22 protein-coding genes are annotated in these 24057 nt (G+C 70.8%); 12 read left to right on the top strand and 10 right to left on the bottom strand.

The annotated features are described in order from the left end of the window. Positions 1–8 precede the first annotated feature (8 nt). From lysA to V6M56_RS09785, 3 genes are all read left to right on the top strand, one after another. On the top strand, positions 9–1298 hold the full coding sequence (gene lysA, locus V6M56_RS09795) for a diaminopimelate decarboxylase (RefSeq protein ID WP_332683244.1): 1290 nt from the start codon (positions 9–11) through the stop codon (positions 1296–1298). A 129-nt stretch (positions 1299–1427) separates the two neighbouring features. Further along, complete coding sequence (locus V6M56_RS09790) at positions 1428–4106, top strand: TIGR02302 family protein (RefSeq protein WP_332683242.1); 2679 nt, start codon at positions 1428–1430, stop codon at positions 4104–4106. A gap of 305 nt (positions 4107–4411) precedes the next feature. Further along, positions 4412–5014 carry a glycoside hydrolase family 19 protein gene (locus tag V6M56_RS09785; RefSeq protein ID WP_332683240.1) on the top strand — a complete coding sequence of 201 codons (603 nt, stop codon included), beginning with the start codon at positions 4412–4414 and terminating at the stop codon, positions 5012–5014. Positions 5015–5029: 15 nt separating this feature from the next. On the opposite strand, the gene V6M56_RS09780 is transcribed toward V6M56_RS09785, so the two are convergent. Further along, positions 5030–6184, bottom strand: coding sequence for a trans-sulfuration enzyme family protein (locus V6M56_RS09780; RefSeq protein WP_332683238.1), 1155 nt, complete (start codon positions 6182–6184; stop codon positions 5030–5032). 104 nt (positions 6185–6288) lie between these two features. Between V6M56_RS09780 and V6M56_RS09775 the strand changes: the two genes are divergently transcribed. Beyond that, positions 6289–6798: a TspO/MBR family protein gene (locus V6M56_RS09775; protein WP_332683237.1), complete on the top strand. Its 510-nt coding sequence runs from the start codon at positions 6289–6291 to the stop codon at positions 6796–6798. Between the two features lie 15 nt (positions 6799–6813). On the opposite strand, the gene V6M56_RS09770 is transcribed toward V6M56_RS09775, so the two are convergent. From V6M56_RS09770 to V6M56_RS09760, 3 genes are all read right to left on the bottom strand, one after another. Next, a complete protein-coding gene (locus tag V6M56_RS09770) occupies positions 6814–7188 on the bottom strand; it encodes a response regulator (protein WP_332683236.1) in 375 nt (124 codons plus the stop codon). A gap of 4 nt (positions 7189–7192) precedes the next feature. After that, positions 7193–7753, bottom strand: coding sequence for a hypoxanthine phosphoribosyltransferase (hpt, locus tag V6M56_RS09765; protein WP_332683235.1), 561 nt, complete (start codon positions 7751–7753; stop codon positions 7193–7195). A gap of 127 nt (positions 7754–7880) precedes the next feature. Next, positions 7881–8726: a DUF3426 domain-containing protein gene (locus tag V6M56_RS09760; RefSeq protein ID WP_332683234.1), complete on the bottom strand. Its 846-nt coding sequence runs from the start codon at positions 8724–8726 to the stop codon at positions 7881–7883. Positions 8727–9017: 291 nt separating this feature from the next. Here V6M56_RS09760 and ftsE point away from each other — a divergent pair, with 291 nt between their 5' ends. From ftsE to V6M56_RS09735, 5 genes are all read left to right on the top strand, one after another. Continuing rightward, positions 9018–9677: a cell division ATP-binding protein FtsE gene (ftsE, locus tag V6M56_RS09755; protein WP_442881123.1), complete on the top strand. Its 660-nt coding sequence runs from the start codon at positions 9018–9020 to the stop codon at positions 9675–9677. Next, complete coding sequence (locus tag V6M56_RS09750) at positions 9664–10650, top strand: cell division protein FtsX (RefSeq protein WP_332683233.1); 987 nt, start codon at positions 9664–9666, stop codon at positions 10648–10650. Before ftsE ends, V6M56_RS09750 begins: the two co-directional genes overlap by 14 nt. Positions 10651–10791: 141 nt before the next feature. Continuing rightward, positions 10792–11517, top strand: a complete 726-nt coding sequence (locus V6M56_RS09745; RefSeq protein ID WP_332683231.1) for a YdcF family protein — start codon at positions 10792–10794, stop codon at positions 11515–11517. 66 nt (positions 11518–11583) lie between these two features. Further along, positions 11584–12369, top strand: coding sequence for a lysophospholipid acyltransferase family protein (locus tag V6M56_RS09740; RefSeq protein WP_332683230.1), 786 nt, complete (start codon positions 11584–11586; stop codon positions 12367–12369). A gap of 56 nt (positions 12370–12425) precedes the next feature. Then, positions 12426–12812, top strand: a complete 387-nt coding sequence (locus tag V6M56_RS09735) for a hypothetical protein (RefSeq protein ID WP_332683228.1) — start codon at positions 12426–12428, stop codon at positions 12810–12812. 3 nt (positions 12813–12815) lie between these two features. On the opposite strand, the gene V6M56_RS09730 is transcribed toward V6M56_RS09735, so the two are convergent. Then, positions 12816–13373, bottom strand: a complete 558-nt coding sequence (locus V6M56_RS09730; protein ID WP_442881122.1) for a gamma-glutamylcyclotransferase — start codon at positions 13371–13373, stop codon at positions 12816–12818. 172 nt (positions 13374–13545) lie between these two features. Here V6M56_RS09730 and V6M56_RS09725 point away from each other — a divergent pair, with 172 nt between their 5' ends. Further along, a complete protein-coding gene (locus V6M56_RS09725) occupies positions 13546–14616 on the top strand; it encodes a DUF2125 domain-containing protein (protein WP_332683224.1) in 1071 nt (356 codons plus the stop codon). Here V6M56_RS09725 and rpoH read toward each other — a convergent pair. The 5 genes from rpoH to hemC form a co-directional block, all read right to left on the bottom strand. Continuing rightward, on the bottom strand, positions 14610–15515 hold the full coding sequence (gene rpoH, locus V6M56_RS09720) for an RNA polymerase sigma factor RpoH (protein WP_332683223.1): 906 nt from the start codon (positions 15513–15515) through the stop codon (positions 14610–14612). The two genes, V6M56_RS09725 and rpoH, sit on opposite strands and share 7 nt — an antisense overlap. Before the next feature lie 318 nt (positions 15516–15833). Continuing rightward, positions 15834–16862: an RluA family pseudouridine synthase gene (locus V6M56_RS09715; RefSeq protein ID WP_332683221.1), complete on the bottom strand. Its 1029-nt coding sequence runs from the start codon at positions 16860–16862 to the stop codon at positions 15834–15836. 238 nt (positions 16863–17100) lie between these two features. Beyond that, complete coding sequence (locus V6M56_RS09710; protein ID WP_332683220.1) at positions 17101–18798, bottom strand: heme biosynthesis protein HemY; 1698 nt, start codon at positions 18796–18798, stop codon at positions 17101–17103. A 15-nt stretch (positions 18799–18813) separates the two neighbouring features. Continuing rightward, positions 18814–20862: a uroporphyrinogen-III synthase gene (locus V6M56_RS09705; protein WP_332683219.1), complete on the bottom strand. Its 2049-nt coding sequence runs from the start codon at positions 20860–20862 to the stop codon at positions 18814–18816. A gap of 32 nt (positions 20863–20894) precedes the next feature. Next, positions 20895–21854 (bottom strand): hydroxymethylbilane synthase, encoded by a 960-nt coding sequence (gene hemC / locus V6M56_RS09700; protein WP_332683218.1) that lies wholly within the window; start codon positions 21852–21854, stop codon positions 20895–20897. A 160-nt stretch (positions 21855–22014) separates the two neighbouring features. Between hemC and tsaD the strand changes: the two genes are divergently transcribed. Beyond that, the gene (gene tsaD / locus V6M56_RS09695) at positions 22015–23058 is read left to right on the top strand and encodes a tRNA (adenosine(37)-N6)-threonylcarbamoyltransferase complex transferase subunit TsaD (protein WP_332683217.1); all 1044 of its coding nucleotides are present in this window, start codon (positions 22015–22017) and stop codon (positions 23056–23058) included. Next, a complete protein-coding gene (locus V6M56_RS09690; protein WP_332683216.1) occupies positions 23055–24053 on the top strand; it encodes an NAD(P)H-dependent glycerol-3-phosphate dehydrogenase in 999 nt (332 codons plus the stop codon). Before tsaD ends, V6M56_RS09690 begins: the two co-directional genes overlap by 4 nt. The last annotated feature ends 4 nt before the right edge of the window (positions 24054–24057 follow it).

Genomic DNA, 24057 nt, shown 5'->3' with positions numbered 1-24057 from the left:
GCTCCCCGATGCATCACTTCGGCTATCGCGACGGCGCGCTCTTCGCCGAAGACGTCGACCTGCGCGAGATCGCGGAGAAGGTCGGGACCCCGGTCTACATCTATTCCTCCGCGACGATCGAGCGGCATTACCGGCTCTATGAGCAGGCGATGCAGGCGATCACGCCCGGCCGGAAGCCGCATGTCTTCTACGCCATGAAGGCCAACAGCAATCTCGGCGTGCTGAAGACGCTGGCCGCGCTCGGCGCCGGCGCCGACACCGTCTCCGAGGGCGAGATCCGCAAGGCGCTCGCCGCCGGCTTCCCGCCCGAGCGCATCGTCTTCTCCGGTGTCGGCAAGAGCGAAAGCGAGCTCGCCTATGCCGTCGGGGCCGGGATCTACCAGGTCAACATCGAGACCGAAGGCGAGCTCGACCTGCTGTCGCGGGTCGGCGAGCAGTTCGGGCGGCGCCAGGAGGCGGTGTTCCGGGTCAACCCGGATGTCGGCGCCGGCGGCCATGCCAAGATCACCACCGGCTCCTCGGCCAACAAATTCGGCGTCTCCTTCGAGGAGGTGCACCGGCTCTATGCCCGCGCCGCCAACATGGCGGGCGTCCGGATCATGGGGCTCGCCGTGCATATCGGCAGCCAGATCCGCGAGACGGAAGCCTTCGAGGCGGCCTATGCCAAGATGCGCGACCTCGTGTCGGCACTGCGGGCGGAGGGACATCGGGTCGACCGGCTCGACCTCGGCGGCGGGCTCGGCATCCCCTACGACATCCCGAAGGATTTCGACCACGGCCCCGGCCTGATCGAGGCCTATGCCGGCATGGTCGCGAGGCTGACCGCAGGGCTCGAGGTCGAGCTCGGCTTCGAGCCGGGCCGGCTGATCGTCGGCAATGCCGGCATCCTGCTGACGCGGGTGCTGCATCTCAATCCGCGCCCGACCAAGCAGTTCCTCATCGTCGATGCGGCGATGAACGACCTGATGCGGCCGGCGATGTACGAGGCCTATCACGAGATCTGGCCGGTCGCCGAGCCGGCGCCCAGCGCCGGTGCGGTCGCCTATGACGTGGTCGGGCCGATCTGCGAATCAGGCGACACCTTCACCACGGGGCGCGAACTGCCGCAGCAGAAGCCCGGCGACCTGATCGCCTTCATGACCGCCGGCGCCTATGGCGCCAGCATGTCCTCGACCTATAACCAGCGCCCGCTCGTCGCCGAGGTGCTGGTGAAGGGCGATCAATTCGCGGTGACGCGGCCCCGGCAAAGCTATGAGGAGTTGATCGGCACCGATCGCGCCCCGCCCTGGCTGCCCTGAACGCGGCTTCACGATTCCCGGAGCGCCTGTGGGATGCCGCGCCTCAGTGCTGGTCATGCCACATTCCCATGCTAGCCTTCGTGATGAGTGAGAGGCATTGAGCCGCCCGGCGCGGCTCGGAGCATCGGGATGAATGACAAGCCGCGCCGCACGGCGCTTGATCCGATCGCGTTGATCCGCCGGAGGCTGGAGCGCCTCGCAGCGGCCTCGCGCCTGTCGCTGGCCTGGGAGCGGCTGTGGCCGCGTCTCTGGGCGCCGCTCGCCATCGTCCTCACCTTCCTTGCGGTGTCCTGGTTCGGCCTCTGGCTGCACCTGCCCTGGTGGGGCCGGGCCGGGGGCGCTCTGCTGTTCGCCGCCGCCTTCGTCGCGAGCTTCTGGCCGATCGCCAGCGGCCGCTGGCCGAGCCGGCGCGAGGCGCTGGCGCGGCTCGACCGCTCCATGGCAGGGGCCCACCGCCCGGCGACGGCGCTCGAGGACAGCCTCGCCGTTGGTGGCCGGGATCCGGTCTCGCAGGCGCTGTGGAAGCTGCATCTGCAGCGCCAGAGCGGCCATGTCGCCGCCCTCAGGGTCACGGCGCCGCGGCCGCTGATGGCCGGGCGCGACCGGCTGGCGCTGCGCGCCGCGCCGCTGCTCGCAGCGGTCGCCGGCTTCTTCGTCGCCGGCCATGAGGTGTGGCCGCGGCTCTCGGCAGCCTTCGACTGGCGCGGCCCGGCGGCGGCGATCGCGCCGGTGCGGATCGACGCCTGGATCGACCCGCCGGCCTATACGCGGCTGCCGCCGATCCTGATCGATTTCGCCAGGCTCGCCAGCCCGCACTTCAGCATTCCCGAGAAATCGACCGTGGTCGTGCGCATCGCCGGCCGCAGCAGCATGGATGTCGCGACCACCGGGCGCCTCGACGCGCTGCCCGCCGAGGACAAGCCGGCGGCGGGGGCGAAGCCGGCGGAACCTGCCGTCGCGGTGCTGGAGAAGCGCTATCTCGTCGCCGGCGACGGCACGCTGCGGATCACCGGCAGCGGCGCGCCGGCCCAGACCCTGAGCCTCAGCGCGATCATCGACCAGAAGCCGGAGATCAGCTTCGTCGAGCCGCCCAAGCCGGTCAGCGGCGTCCAGGGCGGGCTCGGCATCGGCTACCGCGCCAAGGACGATTACGGGATCGCCGCTGCCGAGGTCATCGTCTCGCGTGCCGGCCCGCCCTCGGCCGGGCGCTCGCTGGTCGAGGCGCCGAAGCAGACGCTGCCGGCGCCGTCCTCGCCTTCGGGCGAGGAGGAGATGAAGAGCACGGTCGATTTCTCGGCCCATCCCTGGGCCGGCGCCAAGGTCAATCTGAGCCTGCTGGCGCGCGACGAGGCCGGCCAGGAGGGGAGCAGCGAAACGCTCGAAGTGGTGCTGCCGCAGCGTACCTTCACCAAGCCTTTGGCCAAGGCGCTGGTCGAGGAGCGCCGCCGGCTGGTCATGGATGTCGAGACGCGCAAGCGCGTGCAGCTCGCCATGGATGCGCTGATGATCGAGCCCGAGCGCTTCATGAAGGAGACCGGCATCTATCTCGGCATGCGGCTGATCGGCGAGCGCCTGCGCCGCGCCAGCAGCGACGACCAGTTGCGCGAGGTCGCCGAGCTGATGTGGGGGCTGGCCCTGCAACTCGAGGATGGCGATCTCTCCGACGCCGAGAAGGCGCTGCGCGCGGCGCAGGAGAACCTGCAGCAGGCGCTGGAGCGCGGCGCCTCCGAGGAGGAGATCAGGAAGCTCAGCGAGGAGATGCGCCGGGCGATGGACCGCTTCATGCGCGAGCTTGCCCAGCAGATGCAGCGCCAGCAGCAGAATGGCGAGCAGAACCAGGCGCGGCTGCCGGAGAATTTCCGCACGGTGACGCCGCGCGACCTGCAGAACATGCTCGACCGCATCGAGGAATTGTCGAAGCGCGGCGACATGGCCGAGGCGCAGCGGCTGATGGAGGAGCTCAACAACCTCCTGAACAACCTCAAGACGGCGAGGCCCGGCCAGCAGGATCCGCGCCAGCGCGAGATGAACCAGGCGCTGAGCGATCTCGACCGGATGACGCGCGAGCAGCAGCAATTGCGCGACGAGACCTATCAGCAGGAACAGCAGCGCCAGAACCGGGCGCAGCGCGGCCAGCGCGGCCAGCAGCAGGCAAGGCCCGGCCAGCAGGGTCAGCGCCAGCAAGGGCAGCGCGGGCAACGCGGCCAGCAGCCTAGCCAGCAACCTGGCGAGCAGGGTGAAGACGGCGAGGGCGAGGGCGAGGACGGCCAGAACGCCGAGGGCGGCCAGGGCCAGGGGCAGAGCCTGTCGCAGCGCCAGCAGGCCCTGCGCGAGCGCCTGCAGGAGTTGCAGCGGCGGATGCGCGGCATGGGCGCCGATCCGGGCGAGCTCGGCGAGGCCGAGAACGAGATGCGCCAGGCGGAGGGCCAGCTCGGCCAGGGCCAGGGCGAAGAGGCGGTCGATTCGCAAGGGCGCGCGCTCGAGGCGCTGCGCAAGGGCGGCCAGAACCTCGCCCAGCAGATGCAGGGCCAGCCCGGCGAGGGCGAGGGCAATGAGAACGCCTATGGCGAGCCCGACGGGCGCCCTGCCGGCCGGCCTTCGGCGCAGCAGCGCACCCGCGACGACCCGCTCGGCCGGCCGCAGCGCCAGCGCGACTGGGCCGATGGCCGCGTGCGCGTGCCCGGCGCCGACGAGAGCGCGACGCAGCGGGCGCGGCGCATCCTGGAAGAGCTGCGCCGCCGCCTCGGCGACCCCTCGCGGCCAATGGAAGAGCTCGACTATCTCGAGCGCCTGCTGCGGCGGAACTAAAGGCTTCTGCGTCTTCTCGGAAACACCCCGTCATTCCGGGGCTTCGCGCAAGCGAAGAGCCCGGAACCCATGAACACCGAACTGCGGACGCCGGGCTGACAAGACTTCGCACCACCCCTGGTGCGGCGCCGTCGGACAGGCATGATGTTGGATAGGCGTGGTGTTCATGGGTTCCGGGCTCGGCCCTGTGGGCCGCCCCGGAATGACGGGTTTTTCCGCGGAAAGCAGCATGTTCCAGTCGCGGCGGAGTTATCCCCGTGCCGCCAAACCGGTGCATAGTGCCCGCATCCATGGGGAGCGCTGTCATGTCGATGCGAGGATCGCCAGCCGAGGAAGTGCCGGCGGAGGAGCCGCCGGTCGTCGCCGAGCCGGATCTTGCCGTCACCGTGGCGCGGCTCGCCCGGATCGCGCCGGTCGGCAAGGCGGAGATCATGGCCAATATCGCGCTGCATTTCGAACGCCTGGCGGCCGCTGCCGACGTCACGACGCGGCTGCGGCTCTGCCATTTCCTGGCCCAGGCGGCGCATGAGACGGACCGCTTCCGGACGCTCGAGGAGCAGGGCGGGGCAGCGCAGTTCGCGCGCTATGAAGGCCGCGCCGATCTCGGCAATACCGAGCCCGGCGACGGCGCGCGCTATCATGGCCGCGGCGTCTTCCAGCTCACCGGCCGGGCCAATTACCGGCGCTATGGCCGGATGCTGAACGTCGATCTCGAAGGCAAGCCGGAGCTGGCGCTCGACCCGCGCATCTCGATCCAGATCGCCTTCGCCTATTGGCGCGACCGCAACCTCAACGCCGCCGCCGACCGCGACGATGCCGCCCGTGTGACGCAACTGATCAATGGCGGCGCCAACGGCCTCGCCGACCGGCGGCAATTGCTGGCGACGGCGAAGGGGATCTGGGTTTAGGCGTCATTGCTGCCCTCAGCCGTGCCCGATCTTCAGTGCCTGGTCGAGATCGGCAAAGAGATCCTCGACATCCTCGATGCCGGTCGAGAGGCGCAGCAGGTCGGGCGGGCAGGGCGAGCCGGCACCCTCGATCGAGGCGCGATGCTCGATCAGGCTCTCGACGCCGCCGAGCGAGGTGGCGCGCTTGTAGAGCTCGACATGGGCGGCCGCCTTCACCGCCGCCTTCTCGCCGCCATTGACCTGGATCGAGAGCATGTAGCCGAAGCCGCCCTCCATCTGGCGCGCCGCGATATCGTGGCCGGGATGCTGCGGCAGGCCGGGATAGAGCACGCGCGAGACCAGCGGATGAGCCGAGAGCTTCTGCGCCAGCGCCATCGCCGAGGCCGACTGGCGCTCCTGCCGGACATGGAGCGTGCGCATGCCCCGCATCAGCAGATAGGCCTCGAACGGGCCGAGGATGCCGCCCTGCATCTTGCGGACGGTCTTGACCCGCCCCCAGAATTCATCGTCCTCGCGGGCACAGAGCGCGCCGGCGATGACGTCGGAATGACCGTTCAGCACCTTGGTCGCGGCATGCATGACGATGTCGGCGCCGAGCGAAAGCGGGCGGGTATGGACCGGGGAGGCGCAGGTCGAATCGACCGCGAGCTTCGCGCCCGCGGCATGGGCGATCTCCGCGACGGCGGCGATGTCGGTGATGGTCCAGAGCGGGTTCGACGGCGTCTCGGCCCAGACCAGTCTGGTGGCGCCCGGCTTCACCGCGCCTTTCAGCGCGGCGAGGTCGTCGGTCTCGACGAAGTCGATCTTCAGACCCCAGCGCGTTGCCTCGGTCAGCAGCCAGGAGCGCAGCGCCCAATACATCACCTTGGAGGCGACGACATGGTCGCCGGGCGAGAGCGCCTGGAACACGGCGGTGGCTGCCGCCATGCCGGAGCCGAAGAGCAGGGCGCCGGCCTTTGCGTCCTCCAGCATGGCGAGCACGCTTTCGGCCTCGCGCACCGTCTCATTGTCGGGCCGGCCATAGACGAAGCCGGAGGAATAGGCGTTGTCCTCGTCGCGGATATAGGTCGTCGCGACATGGATCGGCGGCACGACCGCCCTGGTGAGCGGGTCGATCTTGCCCATGGCCTGGGCGGCGAGCGAACGGGGATGCAGCGGGCGCTTGGTCATGGGCGATCCGATTTCCACTATGCGAGACGTTTCATCTCATTACGATTGCTGCAGCGCAAGAGGCTCGTCTTGCGGGGAACGCAGAGACATCCCATCCTTGCCGCATGAGCACACCGACCGATAGCGCCGATCGCCAGCTGTCCGGATGGCTAGCCGCCCTCATCGCCATCCTGCCCGTGGTGGCGGCGTCACTGATCGGCAGCGCGGCGACGGTGCCGCAGATCCCGGGCTGGTATGCCGGCCTCGCCAAGCCGCCCTTCAACCCGCCGAACTGGCTGTTCGCGCCGGTCTGGACGACGTTGTTCGCGCTGATGGGCCTCGCCGTCTTCCGCGTCCTGCGCCGGCCGCCGGGCACGATCGGTCGTGGCCGGGCGCTGCTGGCCTATCATGTCCAACTGGCGCTCAACCTGCTCTGGTCCTGCGTCTTCTTCGGACTGAACAGCCCGGCCGGCGGGCTCGTCGTCATTGCCATGCTGATCGCCGCGATCATCTGGACGATCAGGAGCTTTGCGGAGCTGCCTGACCGGTTCGCGGCCTTGCTGCTTGCGCCTTATCTCGCCTGGGTCTCGTTCGCCGCGGTCCTCAACCTCTCGATCTGGTGGCTGAACCGCTGAGGGCGCAGGGCGACTTCAGCCGATCGAGCGCTCGATCACCCGCAGCACGGTCTCGCGCAATTCGGCGATGGTGAAGGGCTTGGTCATCACCTCGGAGACGATCGCCTCGAGGCTCTTGGCGCGCTCGCGCTGCTCGGCATAGCCGGTCATCAGCATGATGGTGAGATCGGGGAACTCCTGCTTGGCGGCGAGCGCCAGCGCGATGCCGTCCATCAGCGGCATGCGGATATCGGTCAGCAAGAGGTCGAAGCGACCCTGCTCGGCGATCAGGATCTCCAGCGCCTCGGCGCCGTCGCCCGCCATCAGGCAGTCATGCCCGTCCATGCCGAGGCCGCGCGCCACCAAAGTGCGCAGGCTTTCCTCGTCGTCGACCACGAGAATGCGCGACATCGCCTCAGATCCCCGGCAGGCCGGCCTGATCGGCGGTCTCGATCACGCCGACATAGGGCAGCTCGCGATAACGGTGGGCGACATCCATGCCGTAGCCGACGACGAAATAATCCGGGCATTCGAAGCCGACATGGTCGGCCTCGATGTTGACGGCGCGCTTGGCGGGCTTCTCGAGCAGGACCGCGGTCGAGACCCTGGCCGCGCCGCGCGCCGCCAACAGGTCCTTGGCGAAGGCGAGCGTGCGGCCCGATTCGAGGATGTCGTCGACCAGCAGCACCTGCCGGCCGCGGACATCGCTCTGCACGTCGCGCAGGATCTCGACCTGGCCGGAGGAGACGGCGGCGGCGCGATAGCTCGAGAGGTGGACGAACTCGACCTGGGGGGTCATCCCGGCGCGGTGCATGGCGCGGATCAGGTCGGCCACGAACATGAAGCTGCCCTTGAGGACGGCGACGACCAGCAGGTCGGGGCCGGAATCGGCGGCAATCGCCGCCGCCATCTCGGCGTTGCGGGCCGCGATGGCAGCCTCGTCGTAGAGGACCCGGATACGCTGGGACTGGGGCATCGTCTTGGCATTCCTTCCGGGCGCCGGCGCCCGCTCGCGCCGCCCCATGATCGCGGCTGAAACCGGCACTATCGATAGCGCCGGTGCGCGGACAATTGAAGACCGCCGCGGCAAAGCTATGGAGGAATCAGCGGGCGCTGGCGAGAGTGGCCGGAGGTGTCGCACCGAAGCGCACCTGCACCGAGCGGCCGTTCTCGGGCGGGGCTGCGAGCCGCGCCCGGAAGCGCACCAGCTCGGACGGCTCGAGCACCGGTCGCGGCGGTTCGGCCGTCCAGGTGTAGAGCACCTGTCCGGCCTCGTCCTTCACCGCCACGGTGATCGGCGGCATCTTCGTTTTCTGCCGGGCGATGTTGGTGACATCGCCCTCGACCACGAGGAAGCGCCCTTGCGCATCCTGCACCAGCTCGCTCTCGACGGCGCTGAAGGCGAGGCCGCGGAGATTGACCGGCAGGCCGAGCTTCTCATAGAGCGCGGCGAATTGCGGCATGGTGCGCACCACCAGATCGCGCTGCCAGAGCGCCAGGCCAAGCAGGACGACACCGGCCAGCGCGATGGCGGCAGGCGCGGCGACGGGCGGGCGCGAGGGTGGCCTGGCAGCGCCGGCCCAACGCGTGATCCAGCCCTTGGCCCAGCCGTCTTTCCGCGGCTTTTCCGGTTTCGCGGGCGCAGCGGCGAGGTCGTTCCGCTCGGCCGCGAGCGCCGAGACATCCGCCTCGATCTCGGCGGCGCGGCGCAACTCCTCCACCAGCAGGGCGTTGGTCTCATCCTCGCTCGGGGCGCTCGGGAAATCCTGTGCCGCGATCTCGCTCAGGTCGGAATCCAGCGTGGCGGGCTCCGGCGCGGCGGGTGGCACGGGCGCCTCGACCTGCCAGGCATTCTGGCAGGAAGCGCAGCGAACCTTGCGCCCGGCCGGGCCGATCTTGGCTTCGTCGAGCTCGTAGCGGCTGGAGCAGGAAGGGCAGACGATCAGCATGGCCTTTGGGCGCTCGCTCCGCGCGGCATCGTCGACGGCCGGCTCCGAATCGCCGACGATCGCTCCCGAGCTTCCCCCGTTCCGGGCGGGGCGCAAGCGCCGCCGCGCCGGATCGCGGCTCGTGTGTCCATTGGCGCGGTTCATGGTTAACGTGACGTAAAGGCGGGGTGCTTGCGGGGGAAAAGCCGGGGCCGGCAGCATGCACTTCCCGCAGGTCCCGGCTCTGGGTGTAGGATCGCGGCGCGGCAGGGCAGGCCGAGGGCGATTCGGGCGCGGCGGATAGGAGCAGAATTGGTTCGGTTCGAAAATGTCGGTTTGCGATACGGCATGGGGCCGGAGGTGCTGAAAGACATCAATTTCAGCATCGCTCCGCGCTCGTTCCAGTATCTCACCGGGCCCTCGGGCGCCGGCAAGACCACGTTGATTCGGCTGGTCCTGATGGCGCTGAAGCCGACGCGCGGCCTGGTCCATCTCTTCGGGCAGGACGTCTCGCGGCTGGAGGCCGCGACACTGACCGATTTCCGGCGCAAGATGGGCGTCGTCTTCCAGGATTTCCGCCTGCTCGACCATCTCACCGTCTACGAGAACGTGGCGCTGCCGCTGCGCGTGCTCGGCAAGGAGGAGGCGGGCTATCGCGCCGAGGTCGTCGAATTGCTGCGCTGGGTCGGGCTCGGCGAACGCATGCATGCCGTGCCCTCGGTGCTCTCCGGCGGCGAGAAGCAGCGCGCCGCGATCGCCCGGGCGCTGATCGCGCGGCCGCAGCTGCTGCTCGCCGACGAGCCGACCGGCAATGTCGATCCGGGGCTCGGCCGGCGCCTGCTGCGGCTGTTCATGGAATTGCAGACGCTGGGCACCGCGGTGGTGATCGCCACCCATGACCTGGCGCTGATGGAGCAGTACGACGCACCGCGCCTCGTGCTCGCCGACGGTCATCTCCATGTCGACGCCTGACTGGCGCGCCGAAGCGGCGGAACGCGAGGACGAGGAAGAGCGCTTCGCCGAGCCCGAGCGCCTGCCGAGCAATCTGCGCCGCGACCAGCCGCTGGTGCCGGTCGATTCGGTTGCCGGGCGGGCTTTGGTGGTGGTGATCGCCATCCTGACCTTCCTGGCGGCGCTCAGTGCCGGCGCGGCGCTGCTGACGGCCCGCGCCTCCGAGCAATGGCGCGGCGCGGTCGCCAACGAGATGACGATCCAGGTCCGGCCCGATCCGCGCCGCAACATCGAGGCCGATCTCGCCCGCGCGGTCGCGCTCGCCCGTGCCGTGCCGAGCGTCGCCGAGGTTCGGGCCATGCCGCGGGCGGAATCGGACAGGCTGCTGGAGCCCTGGCTCGGGGCGGGGCTCGACCTGATCGAGTTGCCGGTGCCGCGCCTGATCGTGCTGCGCCTCAACGCCGCCGTCGCCAACGATCTCGTGGCGTTCAGCCAGACGTTGCGGCGCGAGGTGCCGAGCGCGACGCTTGACGACCACCGGCTCTGGGTGCGTCGTCTCTCGACCATGGCGAACACCATCATCCTGGCCGGCGTCGCGATCGTCATGCTCGTGCTGGCGGCGGCGGCGCTCGCGGTCGCCTTCGCGACGCGCGGCGCGATGGCCGGCAGCCGCGACAGCGTCGAGGTGCTGCATCTGGTCGGCGCCGATGACGAGTTCATCGCGCGCGAGTTCCAGAACCGCTTCATCACGCTCGGCCTGAAGGGCGGCGGCGCCGGCGGCCTTGCCGCGGTCGTCGCCATCGCTTTGCTCGGCTGGCTGTCCTCGGCCTGGAGCGCCACGCCCGAGGCAGATCAGTTGCAGGCCATGTTCGGCGCCTTCGAGATCGGCTGGTCCGGCTATGGCGTCGTCGTGCTGGTGGCGATCATCGTCGCGGCCATCGCCGGCCTCGTCTCACGGGTGACCGTGCGGCATTATCTGCGGGCGATGTCGTGATGCACTGCGGAGGGGGCGCTGCGATCATGCCGTTATTGTGCCCGATTGGATGCTTAGCTTGCCGCGGTCATGACGATGATCGCAGTGAGGCAAGCTCATCTTCCGCGGGCTGAGGGCGACTTGGCCGTCCCGCGCGCCATCGTGACGAAGACGTCGTTCCGGCGTCATGCCGGGCGGCTGCTGCTGTGGCTCGCGGCTGGCGGCCTGCTCGCGCTTGTCGCCGGCTATGTCCATTTCGCGGCGCGGCTGGCGCTGAACGAGGCGACGGCGCCGCGCACCGACGCGATCGTGGTGGTCACCGGCGGCGCGCAGCGCATCGGCGATGCGATCGGCCTGCTCAATGCGGAACGCGGCTCGCGGCTGCTGATCAGCGGCGTCAACGAGCGGACCGGGCGCGAGGAGCTCGCCAAGCTCAACCCGCGGGCGCGCGAGGCGCTGGCCTGCTGCGTCGATCTCGACTACCGCGCCCGCAATACCATCGGCAATGCCATCGAAACCCGGCGCTGGGTCCGCCAGCACGGTTTCCGCTCGCTGCTGCTGGTGACGTCCAATTACCACATGCCGCGCACCATGATCGAGTTCAACCATGCCATGCCCGGCGTGCGCATCGTGCCGTATCCGGTGGTGACCGACCAGGTCGACGTCACCGCCTGGTGGAAGGACTGGCAGACCATCCGCCTGCTGGTGCCCGAATACGCCAAATATCTCGTCGCGCGCCTGCGCAGCCTGGTCGAGGACGACCCCGAGACCTCGCGGCTTTCGGTGATCATCGGCGGGCGCAAGCCGATCTCGCCCAAGCCGGGCGAGCAGCTGGGGCCCGAGCACGAGAAGCGCTCGCGCGCCACGGGCAAGGAGCACGGCGCCTGATGCCGGCCCCCAGCACTCTTGGCCGACGCTCTTGACGGGCGCGCGCCGGCAGGGTTCTTGCCGGCCATGCTCGTCATCCGCTCGCTCCTCTTCAATTTCGCCTTCTATCTCAACCTCGCCTTCTGGCTGGTCTGCGCGATGGCGGCCATGGTCCTGCCACGGCGCTTCCTGCTGGGCATCGCCCTCAACTGGGCCGGCAGCACGCTCTGGCTGATGCGGGTCATCGTCGGCACGCGCTGCGAGATCAGCGGCATCGAGAACATCCCGCCCGGCGGCATCATCATGGCGGCGAAGCACCAGTCCGCCTGGGAGACCTTCGCGCTGATCACCATCTTCCGGAACCCGGTCTACATCCTGAAGCGCGAGCTGACCTGGCTGCCCTTCTTCGGCTGGTGCCTTTTGAAGATGCGGATGATCCCGGTCGATCGCGGCGCCGGCAGCCGGGCGCTGCAGGGGGCGACACGCCGGGCCAAGGTCGAGCTCGGGCAGAACGGCCGGCAGCTGCTGATCTTCCCCGAAGGCACGCGGCGCCCGGTCGGCGCACCGCCGGCCTACAAGTTCGGCGTCGCCCATCTCTATGGCGAGCTCGGCGTGCCCTGCGTGCCGGTCGCCCTCAATGCCGGCCTGTTCTGGCCGCGCCGTTCCTTCCTGCGCCGGCCAGGGACGATCCGGGTCGAGATCATGCCGGCAATCCAGCCCGGCATGGACAGGAAGGCGTTCCAGGCGCTGCTGCAGGAAAGGATCGAGAGCGCCACCGACCGGCTGGTGAGCGACGGCATGGCCGAACTCGCCCGGCTCGGTGTGCCGGCTCCTGTCAATGCGCGGCAGGAGGCTGCGCGCGAGACCCGATAAAGCTTGACAGACGGCCGACAATGTTCTGATTTTGTTCTCGAACAAAGGAGGAACGGATGGCTGCTCTCGCCTTTCTGACCGCGCCTTGCGAGGATCGCCCGGTGCGGGCCGCCCGTGAGACGCCGCTGCGCGGCGCGGCGCAACTGGCCGAACGCCGCTTCACCGCCTGGCGGGGACGCTCGGGGCGGCGCTATGTCGCTTCCGTCTTCGGCGTCCAGGACGGGCACGCGCTCAACTTCACCGATGCGGTGCTGCTGGCGGTCTCGCCCGAGCGCAGCATCGTCGCGGCGCGCGACAGCGGCCCCTTCGGCATCGATGCGGCGCTGAACCGCTGGCGCGATGCGGCCGCGATGGCCGGCGCCTGCGAGATCCATGTGCATCTGCTGGCGGAGGACGGGCAGAGCCGGCGCGCCGCGCTGGCCGATCTGATGCCGGAGGCTTGAGCCTCAGGGCGAGACGGGGCTTGCGGCCTTGTCGAGCTCGGCGACGAGATGCGCCAGCAGCGGATCGTGGATGCCCATCTCGTGCAGGTGTTCCTGCGTGCGCCGGACATAGTCCGGGTTCTCGCCCGAGACGCCCTTGCCTTGCCGGACGAAGCCGAGCACCGCCGTCTCAGGCAGGCGGCCGGCATACTGGCTGTGCGCCCGGTCGGCAACATAGGTGAGCGCGGTCAGGCGGCGGCCGTCGTCGAGGCGGACCGCCAGCCGCCTTTCGAGATAGACCGAGGTCGCCTGTTCGCGGGCGCGCAGATAGTCGATGGTTTCGGCCGCCTGCTCGGCCGCGATGCGGAAGGCGACGCCGCGGCAGATGCCGCCACGATCGAGGCCCAGCACCAGGCCGGGCGTTTCGGGCGTGCCGCGATGCACATGCGAATAGATGCAGAGCGCCCGGTGGAAGCCGTGCAGGCGCGCGCCGGCACGCTCGACGAAATCGAAGCCCGGCCGCCAGATCAGCGAGCCATAGCCGAAGACCCAGAGTTCGTCCGGCGTCGTCGCTTCCGTCATCCGCATCCTCACAATTTGGCCCGCTTGCCTCGTCAGACAGGGCACGACAACCCGCAGCCGACCGGCGCTGGAGCACGCGCCGTTTGATTCAACCCGATCGGACCCGGCGCTGGCGTCCTGCCGCCCCGGTCGCTATCAATCCGCCGAAATCCTTGCAAGGGAGCGACCGCGCATGCCTGCCGCCACCACCGCGCGACGGACCAGCCGTTTCTGGCTTTACGCCCCCTTCGTCCTGCTTGCACTCCTCGCAGCGGGCTGGTCGGGGCTCTGGGTCGTGGCGCGCGGCAAGGTCGAACAGCATCTCGAAGCCGGGATCGCGCGCGAGGCGAATGCCGGGCGAAACTGGACCTGCCGCGACCGCAGCGTCGGCGGCTATCCGTTCCGGATCGAGGTGCGCTGCGCCGGCGTGACGCTGGTGTCCTCGCGCTGGGGCGACGAGGTCAGGCTCGAAGCCGGCCCGACGGTCGCGGTCGCCCAGGCCAGCACGCCTGGCCATCTGATCCTCCAGGTCGCGGGCCCTCTCACGGCGACCCTGCCCGCGGGCCGCAACGCCGATCTCGCCTGGAGCCGGTTCGAGGCCAGCCTGCGCCTGACCACGACCGGGTTCGAGCGGCTCTCGGTCGTGCTGAACGACCCCGTCGCAACCTTGCGCACGCCTGACCAGGCAGATGGCAGCCTGCGCTCCGAGAGCATGCGTTCGGCACTGTTCGAGGCGCATCTGCGGCCCAATCAGCAGGGTTTCGCCAGCCAGCAGGCGTTCGATGTCGCGCTGAGCACGAAGGGCACCGTGATGGCGCTGCTCGACGGTCTGCTCGGCGATGCGGCGCCCGGCGATCTCGACGTGCAGGCCACGGTCTCGCAAGCCCTGGCCTTTCGGCGCGGCTTCAATCACGATGCGCTCGAAAGCTGGCGGGCGGCCGGCGGCGGGGTCGAGATCACCAAGCTTGGCCTGACCAAGGGCACAGCCCGGCTCGACGCCTCCGGCCGGATCGGGCTCGACGACGCCCACCGGCCGGCCGGCCAGCTCGATGCGGCGGTCGCCGGGATCGAGCGCATCGCCGGCATCAGGGTCGGCGGTGGCCTGACGGCGGGGCTCGGAGCCCTGCTGGGCGGGCGCTCGGGTGCCCAGAAAAGCAATGCGGCGGCAGGGCTCACGCCGCTGCCGCCGGTCGTCCTGCGCGAGGGCAGGGTCTATCTCGGGCCGCTGCGGCTGCCTCTGCAACCGCTGCGGCCGCTTTACTGACCGCTGGCCGCGGTGAGCGCCGCACGCGGCGACTCGATCCGCACCAGCGCCTTCTTGACCGCCTCCTGCACCTTCTCGAAGGCGCGGACCTCGATCTGGCGGACGCGTTCGCGCGAGACGCCGAACTCCTCCGAGAGCTGCTCGAGGGTGATCGGATCATCGGCCAGACGGCGCGCCTCGAAGATGCGGCGTTCGCGCGGATTGAGCACGTTCAGCGCCTCGCGCAGCGCCGAATGGCGATTGTCGCTCTCCTGCGACTCGGCGAGGCGATGCTCCTGGCTCTCGCTGTCGTCGACGAGCCAGTCCTGCCATTCGCCCTCGCCATCCTCGCGCAGCGGGGTGTTGAGCGAGGCGTCGCCGCCGAGGCGGCGGTTCATGTCGACGACATCCTGCTCGTTGACGCCGAGCTTGGTGGCGATGGTCTTGACCTGCTCGGGCCGCAGATCGCCCTCGCCCAGCGCCGAGATCTTGCTCTTGGCCTTGCGCAGGTTGAAGAACAGCTTCTTCTGGTTGGCGGTGGTGCCCATCTTCACCAGCGACCAGGAGCGCAGGATGTACTCCTGGATCGAGGCCTTGATCCACCACATCGCATAGGTCGCGAGCCGGAAGCCCTTGTCAGGCTCGAAGCGCTTGACCGCCTGCATCAGGCCGACATTGCCTTCCGACACGACCTCGCCGATCGGCAGCCCGTAGCCGCGATAGCCCATGGCGATCTTGGCGACGAGGCGCAGATGGGAGGTGACGAGCCTATGGGCCGCATCGCGGTCACCATGCTCGCGCCAGCGCTTGGCCAGCATGAATTCCTCGTTCGGTTCCAGCATCGGGAACCGGCGAATCTCTTCCAGGTAGCGTGAAAGTCCGCCCTCGGCGGACATGACGGGCAGCGACGCGATCGCCATGCTCGTACTCCTCTCCAGGCTCCCGCACAGCGGCGAGCCGACCACCCGATGTTCCATCGGGCAGGATTGTCCGGTGCGCCGCCACAGCGAAGACCATCGTCCACTCGCCGGCTTGCGCGCTTGGCGCCCTTCGTTCGGCCGGACCCGGCCGAACGGCAAGAACTCGCGCCAACTCGGTACTTTGCCACATGTTCTCTTCGCAGAAGCGGTTCCCGCTTTTGCGGAACATGCTCAGCGGCGCCCCTTTAGCCATCCGCTTCGCAGCGCAGTATATTCAATGCGAGAGTGACGGAAAGTGGGCGGCGCAGCAAAAAAACGTCACAGGATCGCGAGCTCACTTTGCAAACGTGCAAAGTCGGCCGGTGGTTCCGACTCGAAATGCAGCTCTTCGCCGGTGACCGGGTGCTCGAAGCCGAGCACCGCGGCATGCAGCGCCTGGCGGCCGAGCGCGGCGAGCGCGGCGCGGGCATTCTCAGGCAGGCGGCTCGCCTTGGTCATGAAGCCGGAGCCGTAGAGCTGGTCTCCGAGCAGCGGATGGCCGAGATGGCTCATATGCACCCGGATCTGGTGGGTGCGGCCGGTTTCCAGCCGGCATTCCAGCAGGCTGGCGAGCGCCTCGGCCTCCTCCTGGCCGCGCAGCAGGGCCGGATAGCGCTCGACCAGCGAGAAATGCGTGATCGCCTCGCGGCCCTTGCCCTCGCCGACCACCGCCATCTTCTCGCGATTGCGGTTCGAGCGCTCGAGCGCCGCCTCGACCGTGCCGTAGGGCCGGCGCGGCGCGCCCCAGACGAGCGCGAGATAGGCCCGCTCCAGCGGTCCGGTGCGGCCATGGTCGGCGAACTGCTTGGCCAGCCCCTGATGCGCCTTGTCGTGCTTGGCGACGACGAGCAGGCCGCTGGTGTCCTTGTCGAGGCGATGGACGATGCCGGGCCGGCGCACGCCGCCGATCCCCGACAGGCTCGCGCCGCAATGGGCGATCAGCGCATTGACCAGCGTGCCGTCCTCATGGCCGCCGGCGGGATGGACGACGAGGCCGGCGGGCTTGTCGATGACGATCAGGTGCTCGTCCTCGAAGACGACGTCGAGCGGGATCGCCTGGCCGATCGGCGCAGCGGGCTTGGCCTCGGGCATGACGAGCGTGAGGTGCTGCCCCTCGGCGACCTTGCGGCTCGGATCGGCGACCACGACGCCGTCGACGCTGACGCCGCCTTCCTTGATCACCTGTTGCAGCCGGACGCGGGAGATCTCGCCGGCGAGCAGAGCGAGCGCCTTGTCGAGGCGCAGGCCCGCCTGCTCGGGCGCGATGACGAGTTCGGTCGGGATATCGGCGAGATGGGGAGCGTTCATGCGCCGTGTATAGGCCGGCGCGCTCGAAACCGCACCCCCAAGCGGACGTTCTGGCGCGGGAAACGCCTCGTCATTCCGGCCGCAGCGCAGCGGAGCGCCGGAATCCATCGTAAAGCGCGGCGTCGCTCGCCGTCATTGCGAGGAGCGTGAGCTCCGAAGCAATCCAGGGGCGGCAGAGCGAGCCCTCCTGGATTGCTTCGCTTGCGCTCGCAATGACGTCCTGAGTGGCAGAAATCCGCTAACTGAAGATGCGGAAGCGGCCGCGTGCGTCGGCGGGCGTGGCCTGCTCCGGGCCCGGATCGTCGGGCGCATGGGCCACCGGGAAGACGACCTGCGCCGGCCGCGCCGGCGTCATCGGCTTGCCGGCGGCCTGCGGTGCCTCGGCGGCCGCGGCGGGAACCGGCTCGGACTTCGGTTCGGACTTGGGCTCCGACTTGGGCTCGGACTTGGGTTCGGGTTTCGGCTCGGCTCGGCTTTCCGGCCCGGGCGGCGGGGCTGCCGGCGCGAGCGCGGCCGCTTCGATCACGGTTGCCGCCGGGGCGGCGTCCCGCACCGGCTCTGCCGGCGTCGCGGTCTCGGCCCGGCCTTCGAGGAGCGGGGCCGAATCGTCGAGATCGGCCAGCACGTCGTCGAGATCGGCGGTCGGGCGGCCGAGGGTCGCCGGCGGCACAGTCCAGACGAAGGCGTCGAGGCGGCCGGAGATCGGCGAGACCGGCAGCCACTGGTCGGAGACCAGCCCGTCCGCGACCCAGGCGGCGTCGCGTGGTGCCCGGGTGGCGCGGGCCAGCCATTCGCGCACGCGCCCGGCGGCGCCGTGCTCGGCCTCCTCGAGCTCGGCCATCAGCAGGCAGACGCGCACCGAGGCGCCGCCGGCGAGCAGCGGCTTCAGGGTCGCGCGGGCCCGGGCGAAATCCTGGGCGTGGATCGCAGCGCCGGCCAGCGCCAGCACGCCCTCCGGATCGGCCGGCCGGAGCCTGGTCAGGGTCTCGGCGCGGGCGAGCCGGTCGCGGGCGCTGTCGCCGGGGCGGACGTCGAGATAGGCGGCGGCGATGTCGGGATGCGAAACCTGCTTCCAGGCGGCCTCGAGCAGCTTCGCCGCTTTCTTGATGTCGCCACGCTCCGAGAGCATGCGCCCGGCCAGCGCCGCGGCCGGCGTCAGCCCCGGGGCGAGCTTGACCGCTTCGAGCGCGGCGGCGAGCGCCTTCTCGGGCTCGCGGCCCTTGGCCTCGAGCGCCTCGGCGGCGAGCAGGACGGCGCGCTGGCGCTTGGCCTCGGCCTTGTCGGCGAGGCGCAGGGCGGCGCGGCGCTCGACGGCGGTGCGCGCCGCCTGCCAGTCGCCGGAGCTGGTGTGGAAGTCGAGCAGGGCGTCATTGGCCCAGGCGAGCGAGGGCGAGCGGCGCACCGCGTCGTCGGCGAAGGCGCGGGCGGCGGCCATGTCGCCGCGGCGGCGCGCCTCGACGAACAGGCCACGCAGGCCGAGCACGCGGGTCTCGGGCTTGTCGAGCATCGCCTTGAACGCGGCCTCGGCCTGGCCGCGATTGCCGCTGAGCTGGGCGGTCTGGGCCTCGAGCAGCAGGGTCAGCGGCTCGTCGGCGGCGAATTTGCGGGCGTCGTGGGCATGCCGGCCGGCGGCGATGGGGTCGCCGGCGCCGATCGCGACCATGCCGCGCGAGACCGCCTCGAAGCCGCGCGCCCGCCGCCGGGCCCGCGAGGCGAAGCTGAAGGCGGAGGGCAGGCCGAGGACGAAGCGCGTCACGGCCCAGGCGACCAGCGCCAGGAAGGCGAGCAGGATGACGCCGATCGCCGCGATCGCGACGCTGGTCTCGATCCGGTAGCCCTGCCAGAGCACCGAGACCTCGCCCGGCCGGTCGGCGAGCCAGACGGCGCCGGCGGCGAGGACGGCGATGACGAGGAGATAGGTCAGTACGCGAACCATGGACCAGAGCCTTCCTCAGCCTGCCGAACCCAGCGCCGCAACCGCGTCCCGCGCGATCCCGGCGATGGCGGCCTCGGCCGCCGCACGTTGCTTGAGCGCCGTCCCGAACGCCTCGCTCGGGCGCCGCGCCGGTTCCGGCAATTGCGCCCAGAGGGTCGCCGCGGCGGCGATGTCGTTCTGCGTGAGCGCGTTCTCCATCCGCAGCGGCAGCGTCGCGGGATCGTTGGCACCGGTGTCGCCGACGGGGCGGATGGTGACGATCCGGCTCGCCAGGCCGAGCAGCTTGTCCTGCCAGCCGCTCGCCGGCGGGGCGCTCTCGCGAGCGAACAGAGCGCGGTGGCCGCGGAACTGCGCGAGCAGCGCCTCGCGCGTCGCGGCGCCCCTGGCGGCGACGGGCTCGAAGGCGGCGAGCTGTTCTGCCGGGATGCCGCCGGCCGCCAGCGCGGCGATGTCCTGCTGGAAGGGCCGGCCGGAGGCGATCGCGTCGCGGATGCGCTCGGCCAGGACGATGCGCGCCGCCGCCAGCGCCTGCCGACTCGGCAGCAGCGCGTTCTTCGTGCTGGTCTCGATCGCGGCGAGGCGCTGTCCCGTCTCGCCGAGGCGCCGTTCGAGCTCGGCCGTGGCGCTGCGCGCGGCTGCGGCGTTGCTGTCCGCCTGCGCGACCCTTTCCGTCACGCCCGCCAGCGCCGCGGCATCGCCGGACGCCGCCGACGGCGCGGCCTTGGCGAGATCGGCGAGGCGAGTGGCGTTGCTTTGCGCGGCGGCGCCGGCCTGAGCGGCGCTCTCGGCGGCGGCGCTGGCCTTGCGGTCGACCGCTTCGAGCGCGGCGCGGCTGGGCAGGGCGGCGCTCTGCGCCTGCAGGGTTTCGAGGCGCTGGCTCAATTCGGCGAAGCGGGCGGCATCGTCTTGCCCGGCGAGCCGGAGGCCAAGCAGCACCAGCCCGGCGCCGACTGCACCACCGGCCAGCCCTGCCAGGGCGATCGCCGGCAGGCCGAAGCGGCGCTGCGGCTCGCGCACCGGCGGCGGTTCGAATTCCTGAGGCAGCGCCTCGGTCGGCAGCACCGCTTCGGCAGCGCTCTCGGCGCGTTCGGCCTCGGCGGCGTTCCGCGGCGCGGCGGCGTCCTCCGGCAGCGCCGTCCCGGCGGGGGCATCGGCGGGCGGCTCGGTGGATGTCTCGGATGGCGCTTCGGCCTGCGGTGCCAGCTCGATGGTCGGCGGGGTGCGGCCCGAGCGGCTGCGACGCCTGGCGGCCGGGCTCTGTTCGCTGCTCGGCTCGCTCATCGCATCCTTGTCCGTCCCGGCGGCCGGTTCGGGCGCCGCCGGCTCCTCTCTAGCATCGCCACCGAGAAGAATGCGAGCGGGGAGGTGGTCGAGCGCGGCAAGCAGCGCGGCTTCCTCGGCATGCTCGGCGACCAGCACGGTGCCGGCGCCGGCGCTGATCAGCGGCGCGGCGATCTCGGCCGAGAGCACGACCTGCGGCAAGGCGAGCGCCTGCTCGGCCAGGCCGGCCGTCCTCGCGAGGGAAAGGAAGGTCTGGGCGCTGCGCGGCGAATAATGCAGCGCGGCGTCGGCATCGCCGCCGCGCAGGACATCCGCCGCAGCCTGCGGCAGTTCGTCGACGGCCTTCGCCTCATAGGCGGTCCAGACCGTGACCGCGTGGCCGGCGGCGCGCAATTGCTCGGGCAGGTCGTCATGCCGGTCCTGGCCGGCGACGAAGAGCAGCTTCTGCGCCGGCGGCAGCTTGTCGGCGATGAGGGCCAGCAGATCGGCGCGGTTGCCCTTGGCGTCGCGGGTCGAGAAGCCGAGCTTGCCGGCGGCGTCGGCCGTGCGGGTGCCGACGCAGAAGGCCGGCAGGGCCTTGCGCCAGGCCCTCGGCGCCTTCGCCAGCGCCGGCACCGCATTGGCGCTGGTCAGGACGAGCGCGTCGAACGGGCCCTCGGGCGGCGTCTCGGCGCCGGGCACGATGGTGAAAAGCGGGGCGAGGACCGGTTCCTGGCCGCGCTCGCGCAGCACCCTGGCGGTGCGCTCGGCATCGGGCTGCGGTCTCAACACCAGAACGCGCATGTCTTCTCCTCGCTTCGGGCGGTCGTGAAGGCTCAGGCCGGATCGTAGATGCCGGCCGGAGCGCGGGCGCGCAACTCGCGTCCGAGATCGGCTCCCAGTTGCGCGGCTTCCGTGACGGAACCATGGCGCTCGCCCTCGGCGCTGGCCGAGCCATCGGGCGAGAGCAGCAGGCCGCGCAGATGCAGGCGGTCGCCGCTGACGACGGCGTGGCCGGCGATCGGCATGCGGCAGGAGCCGTCGACCTCGGTCAGGAAGGCGCGCTCGGCCGTCACTGCGATGCCGGTGTCGCGGCACAGGATCGGGGCGAGCGCGGCGATCGCGGCGGCATCGCCCTCACGGATCACGATGCCGATCGCGCCCTGGCCGACCGCCGGCAGGGATTCGGTAATGTCGAGGATGCCGCTCGCCTTGTCCTCGAGCCCGAGCCGGCGCAGCCCGGCCAGCGCCAGCAGCGTCGCGTCGATCTCGCCGCTGGCGACCTTCGCCAGGCGCCGGGCGACATTGCCGCGCAGCAGCGCGATCTTCAGATCGGGCCTGGCGCGACGCAGGATCGCCTGCCGGCGCAGCGAGGCCGAGCCGATCACGGCGCCCTGCGGCAGGTCGGCCAGCCGGGTGATGCCGCGCGAGATCAGCGCGTCGCGGGCGTCCTCGCGCGGCAGGTAGCCGCCGATGACGAGCCCCTCGGGCAGCCTGGTCTGCAGGTCCTTGGAGGAGTGCACGGCGAAATTGATCGTCCCGGCGAGCTGGGCGATATCCAGTTCCTTGGTGAACAGTCCCTTGCCGCCGGCCTCGGCGAGCGAACGATCCTGGATCGAATCGCCGGTGGTGACGATGGCGTCGAGTGGCAGTTCCTCCTGCGACCAGCCATGGGCCTCGATCAGCCGGGCGGCGAATTCGCGCGCCTGCGCCAGCGCCAGCGGACTGCCGCGGGTGCCGATGACGAAGCGGCCGGGCAGGCGCTGCTGCCGCGGCGGGGTTGGCATTTCGGTCATTCGGCGCAACGTCTCCGTTTCTCGGCGCGGGCCGGCCCTGGCCCATTGGCCTTCTCTTCCTTGCAGCACTATACGAAGGAAATCCCCGCGCGAAACCGCGCACCTGGCGGCGCTCCTGCTGCCGGGACCTCAAACCAGCGAGCTTCTTGACCGACCGGCCATGCGTGTTCTGGGCATAGAGACCACCTGCGACGAAACGGCGGCTGCGATCGTCGCGGTCGATCGCGCCGGCGAGGCCAAGATCCTCTCCAACGAGATCCTCAGCCAGATCGCGGCGCATGCCGCTTATGGCGGCGTGGTTCCCGAGATCGCGGCGCGCGCGCATGTCGAGGCGATCGACCGCATCGTGGCGCGGGCCTTCGACAATGCCGGGCTCAAGGTCTCGGAGATCGACGCGGTCGCCGCCGCCGCCGGGCCGGGCCTGGTCGGCGGCGTCATGGTCGGCCTGACCACCGCCAAGGCGATCGCGCTGGTGACGGGGCGGCCCTTCATCGCGGTCAACCATCTCGAGGGCCATGCGCTGACGGCGCGGCTGACCGACGATCTCGCCTTCCCCTATCTGCTGCTGCTGGTCTCGGGCGGGCATACGCAATTGCTCGCGGTGCGCGGCGTCGGCGATTATCTCCGGCTCGGCACGACCATCGACGACGCGGTCGGCGAGGCCTTCGACAAGATCGCCAAGATGCTGGGCCTGCCCTATCCCGGCGGCCCCTCGGTCGAGCGCGAAGCCTTGAACGGCGATCCGGAGCGCTTCGAGTTCCCGCGGCCGATGAGCGGGCGGGCCAATCCCGATTTCTCCCTGTCCGGCCTGAAGACGGCGGTCAGGCTGATGGCCGAGCGGATCGCGCCGCTTTCCGACCGCGACGTCGCCGATCTCTGCGCCTCCTTCCAGGCGGCGGTGGTCGACGTGCTGGTCGACCGCACCCGCGCCGGGCTGCGCGCCTGCCGCGAGGCCGGGATCAGCCCCTCGACGCTGGTCGTCGCCGGCGGCGTCGCCGCCAACCAGCCGATCCGCAGCGGGCTGACGCGGCTCGCCACCGAGGCCGGCCTGCCGATGGTGGCGCCGCCCTTGGCGCTATGCGGCGACAATGGCGCGATGATCGCCTGGGCCGGGCTGGAGCGGCTGCGCCTCGGGCTGGTCGACGACATGAGCGCGCTCGCCCGTCCGCGCTGGCCGCTCGACGAGATCAAGGTCGCCGGATGACGCCGGCCGAGCGCTTCGCCACCATCGGCGTCGTCGGTGGCGGCTCCTTCGGGGCGGCGCTCGCCCTGGCGGCGGCGCGGGCCGGGCGGCGCGTCCTGCTCTGGGCGCGCGATGCCGAGGCGGTCGCGGTGATGCGCGCGAGCCGCGAGGTGCCGCGCCTGCCCGGTGCGATCCTGCCCGAAACCGTGACGCCGGTCGCGGAGATGCCGGCGCTCGCCGAAGCGCAGGCGCTGATCCTCGCCGTGCCGACCCAGGCGCTGCGGCCGGTCTGCGCGGCGCTGGCGCAAAAACTGCCGGCCGGGCTGCCGGCGATCTCCGCCGCCAAGGGCATCGAGCAGAAGAGCGGGCTGTTTACCACGCAGATCGTCGCCGAGCTCTGGCCGGGCGCGATTCCGGCGATCCTCTCGGGGCCGAGCTTTGCCGCCGACATCGCGCGGGGCCTGCCGACGGCGCTGACGCTGGCGGCGGCTGAGGCCGAGCTGGCGCAGGATCTCGCCGAGGCGCTGAGTTCGCCCTCGCTGCGGATCTATCACAGCAATGATCCGCGCGGCGTCGAGATCGGCGGGGCGGCCAAGAACGTGCTCGCCATCGCGGCGGGGATCGCGATCGGGCTCGGCTATGGCGAAAGCGCGCGGGCGGCGCTGGTGGCGCGCGGCTTCTCGGAGTTGCGCCGTTTCGGCGAGGCCTTCGGGGCGCAGTCCGAGACGCTGATGGGGCTTTCCGGCCTGGGCGATGTCGTGCTCTCCTGCGCCTCGGCGCAGTCGCGCAACTTCGCCTACGGGCTGGCGCTGGGCCAGGGCCGGACGCCGGCCGAAGCGGCCGGCGGCAAGCTCGCCGAGGGCGCTTTCACGGCGGGGGTCCTGGCCGAGATGGCGCGGTCGCAGCAGATCGAGACGCCGATCGCCGAGGCCGTCGCGGCGATCATCGCCGGCGAGGTCGGGGTGCGCGAGGCGGTGGCCGGGCTGCTGGCGCGGCCGATCCGGGCGGAAAACTGAGGCG

The sequence above is a fragment of the Allobosea sp. genome (assembly GCF_036675845.1).
Classification (GTDB): domain Bacteria; phylum Pseudomonadota; class Alphaproteobacteria; order Rhizobiales; family Beijerinckiaceae; genus Allobosea.
Note: the sequence above shows the minus strand (reverse complement) of the source record. Positions and strands in the feature narration are given on the sequence as shown.